This window comes from Pseudonocardia sp. D17 (assembly GCF_036984265.1).
GTDB lineage: Bacteria > Actinomycetota > Actinomycetes > Mycobacteriales > Pseudonocardiaceae > Pseudonocardia > Pseudonocardia benzenivorans.
In genome coordinates this window covers 56,711-69,444 of the sequence record NZ_BPRG01000198.1, presented here as the reverse complement: position 1 = coordinate 69,444, position 12,734 = coordinate 56,711, and the positions used below count along the sequence as shown (strand labels likewise).

The following is a 12,734-nucleotide window of genomic DNA, read 5'->3' as shown; positions in this document are numbered from 1 at the left end:
CCGGTGGCGGCGCGTGGTGACGTTCGGGGATCGCGGAAGTCTCAGCCCGGGCCGACGAGCAGCGCGCGCAGCCAGGCGACATAGATGCTGCGGCGCACCGGGAGGTCCTTCGCGGCGCGCTCGACCTCGGCGCGCAGCGACGGCTCCCGGTCCGGACTGTCGGTGAGCGTCGCCAACAGCAGCGCGAACACGCGGAGCTCCCAGGGACTGTCGAGGGCACGCTCGTCGTGCGCGTAGCCAGGGAGCCCGCAGCCGATCTCGGCAGGGGGTGCCGCGTGGGGTGCCGGCGTGTCCTCGAAGCCCCGCAGTGCCGTCCGGCTGACCAACGCCGCGAGCTCGAACGGTCCGGCGTCGCGCGCCTCGATCGGCCGCAGCGGTACGACCAGATGGTGCGTGGTCGCGTCGTCGGACCAGAACGTGACCTGCCGGCCGGTCCGGGCATCGGGTTCGCGGTAACGGGTCGGCGGCGCCCCGAGAACCCGCCATCCCGTACACCGCGGCGTACCCGGCAGCACCACGTTACGCACTGTCGGGGTGTCCGGCACGTACCGCCAACGCCGACCGCAGGCGCACCGCCCGAGCACGGCGGCCGCGGCCGCCGTCGCGTCGAGGTGAAGGCCTGATCCCCAGACTCTCGCGACGGCCTGGGCACCGTGCCGGGGACCGACCTCGTCGGCGTGTCGGTCGGTCCACCGGTCGACGCTGTCGCGCGTGACCAGTCCTCGACCGAGCAGCTCTCCCTCCAGCCGGTCCAGCAACGGATTCATCGCCCGAACCCCGACGACGCGGGCGACGGAACCCGTGCCGGGAATCGCGTGTGCCCCTGACGACCTGCGCTGACGACCCCGCCACGAACCGGGACGGAACCGGTCGAGATCGACGACTCCCGTGATCGCCGTCGTGGGGGATCCCTGGGGAACCGGGCGTTCGAGTTCCGCGTCGACCACCGGCCGTCCGCCTCGGAGCCGACGACCCCGCGGCCGTGACGAGGTCCCACGTCGTGCACACCGTCCATGTCGGCACACCTTCCCGCTCGGTGGTGCGCCGACTCTAGCGACGAGTGTCATATATGTCGATACTTATCAACATATTCTGCAGATCAGCTCGCCAGACCGTGCCGGACCGTGGTCCCGTCGACGGGCGGCAGGGTCCCGCCCAGCCTGCGCGCGCTGCTGCACCGCTGCCCGCCACCGCCGCCCGACGGACCGGCGTCCTCGACGGGAACGCCCTCGAGCGCGGCGACATACCGGGCGAACCGCCGTCCTGCGCGACGGCTCCGCTGCCCCGCGACGGAACCGTCCATCAGGGTCGCGGCCCGTCCGGCGCTGTGCCGGGCCCGGCGCAGCGCACGCGCCGCGTCCGCCGGGTCGCAGACCCCGGGAGCGCGGGCCCGCGCCGGGGCGGGGAACTCCGTCCGCGGGACCGGCCCGAGCCCGAGCGCACACAGTGCGGGCAGGACGTCGCCGACGTCGTGGTCGCCGAACGGATCCGTGAGGGCCCAGCGGCCGACCCAACGTCCGTCGGGCCCGAGCACCCCCAGCCCGTCGTCGGCACGGGCGAGCGCGGGGTCCCAGCTGCCGACGGCCCTCGCGAGCGGCTCGGCCAGCGCAGCGGGCAGCGGCGGCGGGAGCCCCCAGGCCGCCATCGCGGCGGTGCGCCGGTCCAGGGGCTCGTCGACGGTGACGTGCAACTCCGCACCGGCGTCGGCGTAGCGGTGCGCGCTCTCCCGCACGGCGGCGGCCAGCCCACAGGAGTACGGCCAGCGCACGCTGCGCAGGACGACGGCGACGACGGCCGCGCCCGGCCACCTGCGGGTGCCCAGCAGGGTGTGTTCGAGGGATCCGGGTTCCGGCCCGGCACCGGTCACGGCGCCTCGTAGGTCCGGACGAAGGAGCTGTCCGCGCCGACCTCGCCCACCTGGCCCGCCCCGCCCGGGTTGCCGAGCGGCTCGTCGCGGCCCGGCAGGACCTCCAGGAAGAAGGCCGCGTTCGCCGCGATGAAGTCCTGCTCGGACTCCGCGACGTCGCTCTCGGGCACGATCGCCTCGACCGGGCAGACGGGCTCGCAGGCGCCACAGTCGATGCACTCGGTCGGGTTGACGTAGGCCATCCGGCCGCCGACGTAGATGCAGTCGACGGGGCACTCGTCGACGCAGGCCCGGTCGGTGACGTCGACGCACGACGCGCCGATGACGTAGCTCATGGGGTGTCCTCTCCGTGTGTGGTGGTCAGCCGGCGGCCGACGTGAGTGCCTCGTCGGGGGACTCCCCCAGCAGCGCGAGGATCTCGTAGCGACGGCGGGCGAACTCCGGCTCGAACTGGGCGCCGGGGCGTCGCGGCTCGGGGATCTCGATGACGCGGTTGACCCGGGCCGGCCGGGGCGTCAGCACGACGACGCGGTCCCCGAGCAACAGCGCCTCGTCGACGTCGTGGGTGACGAACAGGACCGTCGTGCGGTACTCGCGCCACACCGTGACGAGCAGTTGCTGCATGTCCGAGCGCGTCTGAGCGTCGAGCGCCCCGAACGGCTCGTCCATCAGCAGGACCCGGGGCCGGGTGGCCAGGGTGCGGGCGAGCTGGACCCGCTGGCGCATCCCGCCGGAGAGCTCGCCGGGCATGTGGTCGGCGAAGTCCTGCAGGCCCACCTGCGCGAGCAGCTCCTCGGCCTCGCGCCGGCGGGCGCGCCGCTCGACCCCGCGCAGCGTCAGCGCGAACTCGACGTTGCGTCGCGCGGACCGCCACGGCAGCAGCGCGTCCTCCTGGAACACCATGGCGCACCGGGACCGGCTCTCCGCGACACTCGTCCCGTCGAGCTCGGCGCGGCCGGCGTCCGGCGTCAGCAGGCCGGCCAGGGCGCGCCAGATCGTGGACTTGCCGCACCCGGACGGGCCGAGCAGCACGAGGATCTCACCTGCCGGCACGTCCAGATCCACCTGCGCCGCAGGCATTCCGCCGAACGAGATCGTCAGTCCGTCGAGAGTGACGCGCGCGCCACCGGCAGCCCCCGTCACGTCGCTCACTCGGCGGCCCTCGGCAGCCAGTGGTTGACCCGGGCCCCGATCCGCTCGACGACCCACGCGGTGCCGAAGCCCAGTGCGCCGATCGAGAGCATCCCGACCACGACGCCGGCGTAGTCGAGCAGACCGTAGGCCTGCCACGTGTAGTAGCCGATCCCGAACTGCCCGGAGATCATCTCCGCACTGATCACGCAGATCCAGGCGACGCCCATCGAGACCGACAGGCCCGAGAAGATCCCCGGCATGGCACCCGGCAGCACGATGTGGGTGAGCACCGCGACCCGGCGGGCGCCCATGGTGCGGGCCGCCTCCTCCCACACCTTCGGCAGGCTCTTCATCGCGTGGATCGTGCTGACCGCGACCGGGAAGAACGCCGCGAAGAAGGTGATGAAGACGATGCCCTGCTCGCTGGTCGGGAACAGCAGGATCGCGAGCGGCACGAGGGCGATCGCCGGGATCGGGCGGGAGACCTCGATCACCGGACGGATCGCCGCTCGCGCGACCCGGGAGCGGCCGACGGCGACGCCGGTCACCACGCCGACCACCGTCGCGAGGCCGAAGCCCAGCAGGATCCGGCGGACGCTGGCGAGCAGGTCCTGGTAGTACGTGCCGCTGGTGAGCTGCGCGCCGAGTGCGGTGGCCACCTCGCCCGGGGTGGGCAGTTTGTCGAAGCTCAGCCAGAACTCGACCTTGCCGACGGTGAGCAGCTGCCACAGGGCCAGCACGACCAGCAGCGGAAGGACCGGGAAGGCGGCCTTGGCCAGCCGTGTCGTGGGGCCGAAGGGGCCCCGGGACCTGCGCCTCCCTCCCGGGAACGCGGCGGAAACGGTCTCGGTCGCGGTGGTGGGCGCGGACAGTCCGGTCTGTGCGGTCATCTCGTCGCTCTCGGCCTCGGCGGTCGCGGTCAGGGTCCTCCCGCCCCGCCCGGGCACGGACCCGTGCTCCGGGGCGGGCGGCAGTGGTCTGCGGGTGCTCATGCGTCCTCCGTACTCAGGCGGCCGCCCTGGCGGCCGCGTAGTCGAGTTGGCGGGTGCCGGGATGGGCCGCGAGGTATGCCGCGGCCTCCGCCTCGGTGGCGAAGGGCAGCAACGTGGCCGTGGGCGGGGCCGCGGGGTCCAGGACCCACGTCGCCGCGGAGGCGAACATGCGGGTCCCCGTGGGCGTGTCCGGGACGTAGACCGCCCGGACCTTCTTGCCGTTGCTCTCCTCGACGGCCCGCATCGCGCAGGTCGGGGTGGCCGCGACCTGGGTCCGGGCCGCGCCGTCGAACCAGACCTCGGAGGCGGTGCGCGGGTCGCCGACCGGCATGCCGCACACGGGGTCCGTGCCCGCCAGCACGTCAGCCGGGGGGGTCGAGGCCCTGGCGGCGTCGTACCCGGCGCCGTACACCGCCCGCAGGGCGGTCTCGTCGACGAACTTCGCGACGTCGAGGTCGCCGGCGGAGCCGACCTGCTTGAGGAACGGCAGGTCCGCGGCCAGCGCGTCGACCAGCGGCTGCTTGATCGTGGGGTCGAAGGTCACCAGGCCGTTGGGGCCGTTGTAGAGATAGACGACCTCGGCCTCGATCCCGGTGAGCCGCGAGACCGTCTCGGCCGCGGCGAGCGGCTCGTGGTCGATGTAGTCGCTCGTGTCCTTCACCGACTGCAGGAAGGCCTGCATGAGCTCGGGGTGGGCGGTGCCGAACGACTCCCGCGCGACGATGCCGTGGAAGGTGGGTTTGCCGTTGTCACCCCCGTCGTAGAGCAGCTTGGCCTGCCCGCGGAAGATCAGCAGCTGCGGCCACGGCACGAACTGGGCGTACGCGCCGACCTGGTCGGCCTGGACGGCGGACGCGCCGACGGCAGGCTCCTGGTTGAGCAGTTGCACGTCCGTCGTGGCCAGGCCGCTGCGCTGCAGCCCGTCGACCAGCATGCCGTGCCCGGCGGAGCCGAGGCTGGTCGAGACGATCCTGCCGCGCAGGTCGTCGAGCGTCGTCGCGCCCGACGCGCTGGGCACGACGACCTGGTTGAGCGAGCCGCGCAGGTTGTAACCGGTGACGCCGACCAGCACGGACCGGTCGGCGCCGAAGCCACTGGTCTTGGAGCCGTTGACCAGCAGGGGGTAGTCGCCCATCGAGCCGATGTCGACCTTGCCCGCGATCATCTGCGCGGTGAGGGGTGCGCCCGAGGGGAAGTCCTGCCACTCGACCTGGTACTTGCGGCCGGTCGTGGCGCCGAGCTCGGCGAGCTTCCGCTCGAAGGTGCCCTGCTCCCGCAGCAGGGTGCCGGCGTTGACGGTGTTGATCGTCTTCGACTGGTAGCCCACCCGGACGACGACCGTGGCCGCGTCCGCCGACCCACCCGACGAGCATCCGGCCACGACCGCGGCCAGGACGCCCACCAGTGCGCACCACCGTGTGCGGCGGCCGATCCGAGCGAGCCGGCCGCCGCTCATCGGAGCAGGTAGGGGATGTTGACCGTGACCGCGTCGACGGGGCAGCGGGCCGCGCACGGCCCGCAGTACCAGCACTCGTCGACGTGCATGTACGCCTTGTTCGTCTCGGGGTCGATCGCGAGGGAGTCGAGCGGGCAGACGTCGACGCACAGCGTGCAGCCGTCGATGCACTTGCTCTGGTCCACGGACACCGGGACGTCGACCCGGTTCGTTGCCTGTGCCATGAGGTACCTCTCGGGACGTGTCGGAAGGGGGTGCTGCGGTGACGGTCCGGCGCGGAGCTCAGTTCGTCAGGCTCATCCGCGCGTACGCGCGGACGTCGGCGTCGACGTCGGACAGGGCCGACTCCAGGGAGGACCGCACGGCCGGCCGGCTGGGCAGCCAGGCCCCCAGCGTCTTGACCGCGGCCTTGCGGACATCGAGGTTCTCGTCCCCGAGCGCCGTGACCAGCGCGGCGGCGCCACGCTCGTCGGGAGCGGCCGACGACAGGGCGTTCGCCGCGCCCTGCCGCACCTCCCAGGCGTCATCGGTGAGGGCGGCGACGGCGACGTGCACGGCCTCGTCGCCGCACCCGGTCCGCGCCATCGCGGTGAGCGCGGCCGCCCTGACCAGGAACTCGGGATCGGCGGCCAGGCAGGTGAGGGTTGCGGTGCCGCGCGGGTCGCCGACCGCGCCCAGGCCGCGGGCGACGGCGAGCCGGACGGACGGGTCCGGGTCGTCGGCGGCACGGGCGAGGGCGTCGAGGGCGTCGAGCGAGACGAAGCCCAGAACGACCTCGCACCGCACCGCCGCGTCCGGGTCGCCCGACAACCCGGTCAGCTCGTCGACGGTCGTGAGCCGGTGCCGCCACAGCGCGTCGATCGCCTCGAGGCGCACGGTGGCGTCCGCGTGGGTGGTGGCGCGGCGCAGTGCGGCGTCGAACTCCTCCCCCGGGACCAGCACCTCGCTCAGCTCGCGCACGAGCCGGGTCGCCGCCGCGCGGACGGCCGGATCCTCGTCCGTCAGCGCCGCGGCGAACACGGGTGAGGCCGCCGTCCAGTCCTCGGTGTGGTCGCTCAGCACGCCGAGCGCGTTGCGGCGGACCTCGGGAGCCGGGTCGGCCAGGTACGGCTCGAGCTCCTCGTGGGTCGGGTCCTCGTCGGCGAGGTCGAGCAGGCCGAGGATGCGGGCCGCGACGGCGTCGGGACTCATGCCCACGCTCCCGCGAGCTCCGTCCCCACCGGCTCGTTCGGGATGCCGTCGGGCCGGGTGAACCCGGGCACGTCGACGATGTAGGGCGCCACCGGCCTGGTCAGCATCTCCATCGCCCCGGTCGCGTCCTTGCGCAGGTTGAGGTGGCAGAACCAGCGCTCGTCGTCGGAGGCCGGCAGATCGGCGCGCTGGTGGTAGAGGCCCCACCGGCTCTCCGTGCGCGCGAGCGAGGCACGCGCCGCCATCTCCGCACAGTCGCGGATGAAGGTGACCTCGGCGCAGCGCATCAGCTCGTGGGGTGTGGTGGCGCCCATGCGGGCGATGTCCCCGCGCATCCGCTCGAACGACTCGAGCCCCAACGAGAGATAGCGCTCGGTCTTCGGCGGCTGCATGTAGTCGTTGACGAAGCGGCGCAGCTTGAACTCGACCTGGGCCTGCGGCGGACCGTCCGGGTTGGACAGCGGACGGTAGATCAGTTCGTGGGCGGCGGAGATCTGGTCCTCGGGCAGCGCCGGGCGCGACGCGGTCCTCGCGAACACGCTGGCGTGCTCGCCGGCGATCTCGCCGAAGACGAAGGCGCCGATCATGTAGTTGTGCGGCACGAGCGCCATGTCACCGGCCGCGTAGAGGCCCGGGACCGTGGTGGCGGCGTGCTCGTCGATCCAGACGCCCGACGCCGAGTGGCCGCTGCACAGCCCGATCTCGGAGATGTGCATCTCGATGTCGCGCTCGCGGTAGTCGTGGCCGCGGCCGGCGTGGAACGTGCCGCGGGTGGGCCGCTCGGTGGTGTGCAGGATGCCCTCGATCTCGGTGATCGTGGCGTCGGGCAGGTGCGAGAGCTTCAGGTAGATCGGGCCGCGCGCGCTGTCGAGCTCCGCCTTCACCTCGGCCATCATCTGACCGGACCAGTAGTCGCAGTCCACGAAGCGGTTGCCCTCGGCGTTGACCTGGTAGCCGCCGAACGGGTTGGCGACGTAGGCGCAGGCCGGACCGTTGTAGTCCTTGATCAGCGGGTTGACCTGGAAGCACTCGATGCCGCTGAGCTCGGCGCCCGCGTGGTAGGCCATGGCGTAGCCGTCGCCGGCGTTCGTGGGGTTCTCGTAGGTGCCGTAGAGGTAGCCGCTCGCCGGCAGCCCGAGACGACCGGCGGCCCCGGCGGCCAGGATGACCGCCCCCGCGGAGATGGTGACGAACTCCCCGGTCCGGGTGTCGAAGCCGACCGCGCCCACGGCACGACCGTCGACGGTCAGCACCCGGACCGGCATGACCCGGTTCTCGATGGTGACCCTGGCACGCACGTTGCGCGCCCGGAGCTGCCGGTACAGGACCTTCTTGACGTCCTTGCCCTCGGGCATCGGCAGGACGTAGCTGCCCGACCGGTGCACCTTGCGCACCGCGTACTCGTTGTGCTCGTCCTTCTCGAACTTGACGCCGTAACGTTCGAGGCGCTGGACCATGGCGAACCCGCGGGTCGCGGTCTGGTAGACGGTGCGCTGGTTGACGATGCCGTCGTTCGCGGTGGTGATGTCGGCGACGTAGTCCTCCGGGCTCGCCTTCCCGGGGATGACCGCGTTGTTGACGCCGTCCATGCCCATCGCCAGCGCGCCGGAGTGCCGGACGTTCGCCTTCTCGAGCAGCAGCACCTGTACGTCGTGCTGCGCCGCGGTCAGCGCCGCCATCGTGCCCGCGGTTCCGCCACCGATGACGAGGACGTCGCACGTCATCTCGCGGCGTTCGGAAAGTGGTGGGATCTGCACGCTTGTCCTCTCGATCGAGCGAGTCGGCCTGCGGCCGGACGACCTCGGTGCCCGACCCGGTCGCCGACACCTGTCGTGGTCGGCCTCGCGAGCCCCTGTCCGGCACCTCGGCTGCCGGCAAGGTTTCGGCGAATCTGTTACGGACGCCGCCTCGAACGATGTCCGAAGAGTTACGCCACCCGCTTGTAGTGCGGAAACGCGTCGTCACGCGGCCGTTTCGAGGCCGTGATCATGCATTCCGCCACCCAGATTTCCCGGACCGCACGACGACGATCCGCTGCCACGGGCAGCCGCAGGTGCGGGTGACCGCCGGGTCGGGAACGTCCGCCGCCCCGGCCCTTCAGCCGGGCCGACGCGCTGCCGGCTCGCGCACGGCGAGCCGGTTCCCCCGGTGCAGCTCGGCGTGGAACGCGATCCGGTCCGCGCGGATCTGGATCGACTCGGTGTCGACCGGTCGCCCGTCCGACATGCGCGTCAGCCGCTCCACGGCGAACACCGCCGCGCCCGACGGGATGCCGAGCAACGCGGCCGCGTCGGGGCCGGCGTTCACGCTGTGCACGGAGATCTCGGCGCGGCCGAGGCGCTGCCCGCTCGTCTCCTCGATCAACGCGAAGATGTCCCGGCCGACGAGGTCGGACTCGAGCAGCGGGAGGCCGATGTCCGCGGCGAGGTACGTGGTGTCCAGCGACAACGGCAGTCCGTTCGACCAGCGCAGGCGCTCGATGTAGACCGCGCCCGCCTTGCGCGGCACCTCCAGCCGCTCGGCGATCACGGCGGGCAGGTGGTCCACGAAGTGCGCGGCGCGCACCTCGTTGGTGACGGTCCCGTAGCCGGTGAGGGCTTCGGCGAGACCGGCGAGGCGATCCATCCCGTGCCCGAACTTGGCCATGACGATCATCGTCCCGACACCCTGCCTGCGGGCGATCAGGCCTTCCGACCGGAGCAGCCCCAGCGCCTCGCGCACGGCGTTGCGGCTCGCGCCCAGACGCTCGCACAACGCCGTCTCGCCGGGAAGCATCCCGTCGGGGAACCGGCCGGTCGTGATCTGATGCCGGAGCACGTCGGCGACGTGCCGTGCCCGCTCCGCGCGCGGTTGCCGGCGTGGCCGTTCCCGGGACGACGTCGGTGGCACCGGCCCGCTCGAACTCGTCATGGCGGTCTGTCTCCGGAGTGCGCTCGTCCGCTCCTTCCGCGGCTCCTCCGACGCTATCCCGGGACCCGTTTCGGCCACGTCATCCCGCCGTTACGTGGGTGCTACGGGCTCGGCGTCTGTTGACGTGCCGGGCGCGGCGGAGCTGACTTCCGCGTCAGCCCAGGCGTTCTGCTGTGCCCGCGCCTGGGGTTCTCGGTCCCCCGACCGATCGGCGATGCACAGCTACCTTCGGCAGAGATGGCAGACCCATGCCTACGACTCTGTGCAAAGACCCTGTCGTCCTCGATCTCTGGCACGCGCTCGCGACCCTCGCCGAGACACCCCCCTCGACCGTGCACACGACCACGCTCCTCGGGGAGCGGGTCAGCTACGCGGTGGACGAGTGCGGGGCGTCCTCGCCTGGCGCAGCCGCGACCACCCGCCCGTCGGCTCGCGTGTCGCGGCGGCCGACGTCCCGGACGTGCTGCCGGCCGTGGCGCGCTACGGCTACGTGTGGACCTCGCTCGGCACACCGCCGGGCGACGTGTTCGCCATCCCGGAGTTCGCCGAACCCGACCGCCGCAACCTCAACGCCGGCACGATCGGCGTGCACGTGTCCGCGCCACGGGCGATCGAGAACTTCCTCGACATGGCCCATTTCCCGTTCGTGCACACCGACGTGCTCGGGGCCGAGCCGCACACCGAGGTCCGCGAGTACGACGTCGAGGTCTCCGACGAGCGCGACGAGGTGCTGGCCACGCAGTGCCGCATGTTCCAGCCCAGGGCGTCGGCCGCGTCGTCGGAGGGCGCGGACGTGGAGTACGTCTACCGCGTCCCGCACCCGTACTGCGCCGTGCTGTACAAGACCAGCGGCGCCGACGAGTCGCGGCAGGACGTGATCGCGGTGTTCCTGCAGCCCGTCGACGAGGAACGGGTGCGCGCGCACCTGCTCCTGTCCGTGCTCGACGACGAGCACGAGGACAAGGAGATCCGGCACTTCCAGGTCTCGATCTTCGGCCAGGACAAACCGATCCTGGAGAACCAGCACCCCAAGCGGCTGCCGCTGGACCCGCGCGCCGAGACACCGATCCGGGCGGACCGTGCGGCGGTGTCCTACCGGCGCTGGTTGAGCCGCAAGGGGATCACCTACGGCGTGATCCCGGCGGGGCGGTGAGCGGCATGAGCCTCACGACGACCGCCCCGCACATCGCGACGTCCGCGCTCACCACCCGCGCGTGGCACCCCGTCGCCGCTTCGGACGACGCCGCCCCCCGGCACGTCTTCCAGGGCGAGCTGCACGACCGGGAGCTGGCGATCTGGCGCGCGGACGACGGATTCGTCAACGTGTGGGAGAACCGGTGCCTGCACCGCGGGGTCCGGCTGTCGATCGGGGTGAACGACGGCCGCGAACTGCGGTGTCAGTACCACGGATGGCGCTACTCGACCCGCACCGCGACCTGCACGTACATCCCCGCGCACCCCGCCGACGCGCCCGCCCGGACCATCTCCAACCGCACCTACCCGGTGGTGGAGCGGTACGGGCTCATCTGGACCACGCTCGACGACCACCGTCCGCAGGACGTCCCGGACCTGCCCGGCGCGGACGGCGACGTGCTGGTGCTGCGCGCGGTCGAGATCGCGGTACCGGCATCGTCGGCCGTCGAGCGGCTGCGCACCCATGGGGCCGCCGACGGGCTCCGCCCGGCGGGCGAGGACGACCTCGTCCTGCGGTTCCGCGGCGATCCCGCGGTGAGCGGCAGCGGGCTGACCCTGTTCGTGCAGCTGACCGGCGCGACGCGGTGCGTCGTGCGCGGGGTGCTGCAGGAACCGGGCCCGGACCACCTGGACCTGTTGCGCCAGCACAACCGGCTCCTCACGCGGGCGCGTGCCCGGATCTGGGTGGTCGAGAACGCGTTCGCCCACCGGCCCTTCGCCGACACCGAGCAGTTGCGCGCGGCCTTCCAGAACGCGCTGTTCAGCGGCCCCCCGGACCAGCAGCGGGAGCTGCTGGCCCGCTACCCCGCGCTCGACGACGACGCGGATCCGCACACCCCGCGCGACGGGGCGACGCCCGACATCGGCCACCTGGGACGAGGACGAGGCGGCCGACCTCGCCGGCATCACCGCGGCCTACCGGGACCGGTACGGAATCCCGCTGATCGTGTGCGGTCACGGTCGCCACGATCGGGAGGCGCTCGTCCGGCACGCCCGGTCACGGCTGCAGAACTCGCCTGCGCAGGAGCACGTCGCGGCACTGCTCGAGGTTGCCAAGATCGCCGGACACCGGTTCGACGACCTGGTGGCCGACGCCAACCCGACCACCAGCGTGCGCTCGCAGCCGTACGGCTCGGCCATGAGCTGAGCCCGGCGCCCCGCGCCGGACGCCGGGTGCTCGCGCCCCGGGGGGTGCGATCGGGCGTCGGGCCACCGAGGAGCCCGCGACGGAGCCACGCTCCACCGGGAACGCCGTCACGCGACAGTCTTGTAGTAAGACTAAGTCTTGTGATCGGACCTACAACGTGGTTTATTGACGCCACGCCGTGTTCCGGGTCACTCCACGCACCGCCGGCCGTCTCCTGGGGGCGGCCGGCGGAGGGATCGCGAGCCGGCGCTTCATCGATCGCAGCGAGGAGCACACCAATGCCGTTGTGGAAGATTCACCACCCCGTGGGCGCGTACTCCGCGGACGACAAGAAGCAGTTCTCGGACGCGATCACGGAGGTCTACACCTCGATCCCGATCCCGCGCTTCTACGTCGTGGTCCTGTTCGAGGAGGTGGCCGCCGAGAACTTCTACGTCGGTGGCGACGTCCACGACCACTTCGTGCGCATCAACATCGACCAGATGGCCCGGACCCTGCCGGGCGCGACACTGCGCGAGTTCTGGGTGCGCAACCTCGACCGGGTGATCGCCCCCTGGGTCAAGGACCGCGGGTACGACTGGGAGTTCACCATCACCGAGCCACCGTTCGACCTCTGGTCGCTGCAGGGCGAGATCCCACCGCCGTTCGAGTCCCTCGCCGAGGCGCGCTGGATCGAGGAGAACAAGGCGACCCCCTACGAGTTCGCCGAGAAGCTCCCCGTGAGCGTTCGCCTGACCCCCGGCTTCACACCCGAGGACGCCAAGGGCCGCTGAGCCTCTCGCCCGGCGGTGGGCCGGTGCCGCGGCACCGGCCCCACCACTGCGTTCCGGCTGTCGGCTCGAC

Annotated in this window: 13 protein-coding genes and 1 pseudogene; 4 read left to right on the top strand and 10 right to left on the bottom strand. The window is 72.3% G+C overall.

Going from position 1 to position 12,734, the window contains the following annotated elements:
• Window positions 1–41 precede the first annotated feature (41 nt).
• The 10 genes from PSD17_RS26475 to PSD17_RS26430 all read right to left on the bottom strand — a co-directional run bounded on the left by PSD17_RS26475 (window position 42) and on the right by PSD17_RS26430 (window position 9,550).
• The gene (locus tag PSD17_RS26475) at window positions 42–767 is read right to left on the bottom strand and encodes a nitrile hydratase subunit alpha (RefSeq protein WP_339125028.1); all 726 of its coding nucleotides are present in this window, start codon (window positions 765–767) and stop codon (window positions 42–44) included.
• A gap of 332 nt (window positions 768–1,099) precedes the next feature.
• Entirely contained in the window at window positions 1,100–1,867 is a 768-nt protein-coding gene (locus PSD17_RS26470) for a hypothetical protein (protein WP_339125027.1), read from the bottom strand.
• A complete protein-coding gene (gene fdxA / locus PSD17_RS26465; RefSeq protein WP_339125026.1) occupies window positions 1,864–2,202 on the bottom strand; it encodes a ferredoxin in 339 nt (112 codons plus the stop codon). The genes PSD17_RS26470 and fdxA overlap by 4 nt, the downstream gene beginning before the upstream one ends.
• Before the next feature lie 25 nt (window positions 2,203–2,227).
• On the bottom strand, window positions 2,228–3,019 hold the full coding sequence (locus PSD17_RS26460) for an ABC transporter ATP-binding protein (protein ID WP_339125025.1): 792 nt from the start codon (window positions 3,017–3,019) through the stop codon (window positions 2,228–2,230).
• Window positions 3,016–3,993: an ABC transporter permease gene (locus tag PSD17_RS26455; RefSeq protein WP_013677983.1), complete on the bottom strand. Its 978-nt coding sequence runs from the start codon at window positions 3,991–3,993 to the stop codon at window positions 3,016–3,018. Before PSD17_RS26455 ends, PSD17_RS26460 begins: the two co-directional genes overlap by 4 nt.
• 13 nt (window positions 3,994–4,006) lie before the next feature.
• Window positions 4,007–5,395 (bottom strand): ABC transporter substrate-binding protein, encoded by a 1,389-nt coding sequence (locus PSD17_RS26450; RefSeq protein WP_339125024.1) that lies wholly within the window; start codon window positions 5,393–5,395, stop codon window positions 4,007–4,009.
• A 50-nt stretch (window positions 5,396–5,445) separates the two neighbouring features.
• Window positions 5,446–5,673: a 4Fe-4S dicluster domain-containing protein gene (locus tag PSD17_RS26445; RefSeq protein ID WP_013677985.1), complete on the bottom strand. Its 228-nt coding sequence runs from the start codon at window positions 5,671–5,673 to the stop codon at window positions 5,446–5,448.
• A gap of 58 nt (window positions 5,674–5,731) precedes the next feature.
• A complete protein-coding gene (locus PSD17_RS26440; RefSeq protein WP_202946322.1) occupies window positions 5,732–6,640 on the bottom strand; it encodes a HEAT repeat domain-containing protein in 909 nt (302 codons plus the stop codon).
• On the bottom strand, window positions 6,637–8,397 hold the full coding sequence (locus tag PSD17_RS26435) for a fumarate reductase/succinate dehydrogenase flavoprotein subunit (RefSeq protein ID WP_202946323.1): 1,761 nt from the start codon (window positions 8,395–8,397) through the stop codon (window positions 6,637–6,639). The genes PSD17_RS26440 and PSD17_RS26435 overlap by 4 nt, the downstream gene beginning before the upstream one ends.
• 340 nt (window positions 8,398–8,737) lie before the next feature.
• Window positions 8,738–9,550: a GntR family transcriptional regulator gene (locus PSD17_RS26430; protein WP_339125023.1), complete on the bottom strand. Its 813-nt coding sequence runs from the start codon at window positions 9,548–9,550 to the stop codon at window positions 8,738–8,740.
• A 382-nt stretch (window positions 9,551–9,932) separates the two neighbouring features.
• Here PSD17_RS26430 and PSD17_RS26425 point away from each other — a divergent pair, with 382 nt between their 5' ends.
• From PSD17_RS26425 to PSD17_RS35450, 4 genes and pseudogenes are all read left to right on the top strand, one after another.
• Entirely contained in the window at window positions 9,933–10,703 is a 771-nt protein-coding gene (locus tag PSD17_RS26425) for an aromatic ring-hydroxylating dioxygenase subunit alpha (RefSeq protein ID WP_339125022.1), read from the top strand.
• A 5-nt stretch (window positions 10,704–10,708) separates the two neighbouring features.
• A pseudogene (locus tag PSD17_RS35460) lies at window positions 10,709–11,554 on the top strand (Rieske 2Fe-2S domain-containing protein); the annotation flags it as partial.
• 16 nt (window positions 11,555–11,570) lie between these two features.
• A complete protein-coding gene (locus PSD17_RS35455) occupies window positions 11,571–11,891 on the top strand; it encodes a 2-oxo-4-hydroxy-4-carboxy-5-ureidoimidazoline decarboxylase (RefSeq protein WP_379653013.1) in 321 nt (106 codons plus the stop codon).
• A 278-nt stretch (window positions 11,892–12,169) separates the two neighbouring features.
• On the top strand, window positions 12,170–12,664 hold the full coding sequence (locus PSD17_RS35450) for a tautomerase family protein (protein ID WP_013677988.1): 495 nt from the start codon (window positions 12,170–12,172) through the stop codon (window positions 12,662–12,664).
• The last annotated feature ends 70 nt before the right edge of the window (window positions 12,665–12,734 follow it).

Excerpts from the sequence above, each read along its gene's own strand:
- PSD17_RS26475 (WP_339125028.1), bottom strand. The coding sequence starts at position 767 with ATGAATCCGTTGCTGGACCGGCTGGAGGGAGAGCTGCTCGGTCGAGGA.
- fdxA (WP_339125026.1), bottom strand. The coding sequence starts at position 2,202 with ATGAGCTACGTCATCGGCGCGTCGTGCGTCGACGTCACCGACCGGGCC.
- PSD17_RS26455 (WP_013677983.1), bottom strand. The coding sequence starts at position 3,993 with ATGAGCACCCGCAGACCACTGCCGCCCGCCCCGGAGCACGGGTCCGTG.
- PSD17_RS26445 (WP_013677985.1), bottom strand. The coding sequence starts at position 5,673 with ATGGCACAGGCAACGAACCGGGTCGACGTCCCGGTGTCCGTGGACCAG.
- PSD17_RS26440 (WP_202946322.1), bottom strand. The coding sequence starts at position 6,640 with ATGAGTCCCGACGCCGTCGCGGCCCGCATCCTCGGCCTGCTCGACCTC.
- PSD17_RS26430 (WP_339125023.1), bottom strand. The coding sequence starts at position 9,550 with ATGACGAGTTCGAGCGGGCCGGTGCCACCGACGTCGTCCCGGGAACGG.
- PSD17_RS35450 (WP_013677988.1), top strand. The coding sequence starts at position 12,170 with ATGCCGTTGTGGAAGATTCACCACCCCGTGGGCGCGTACTCCGCGGAC.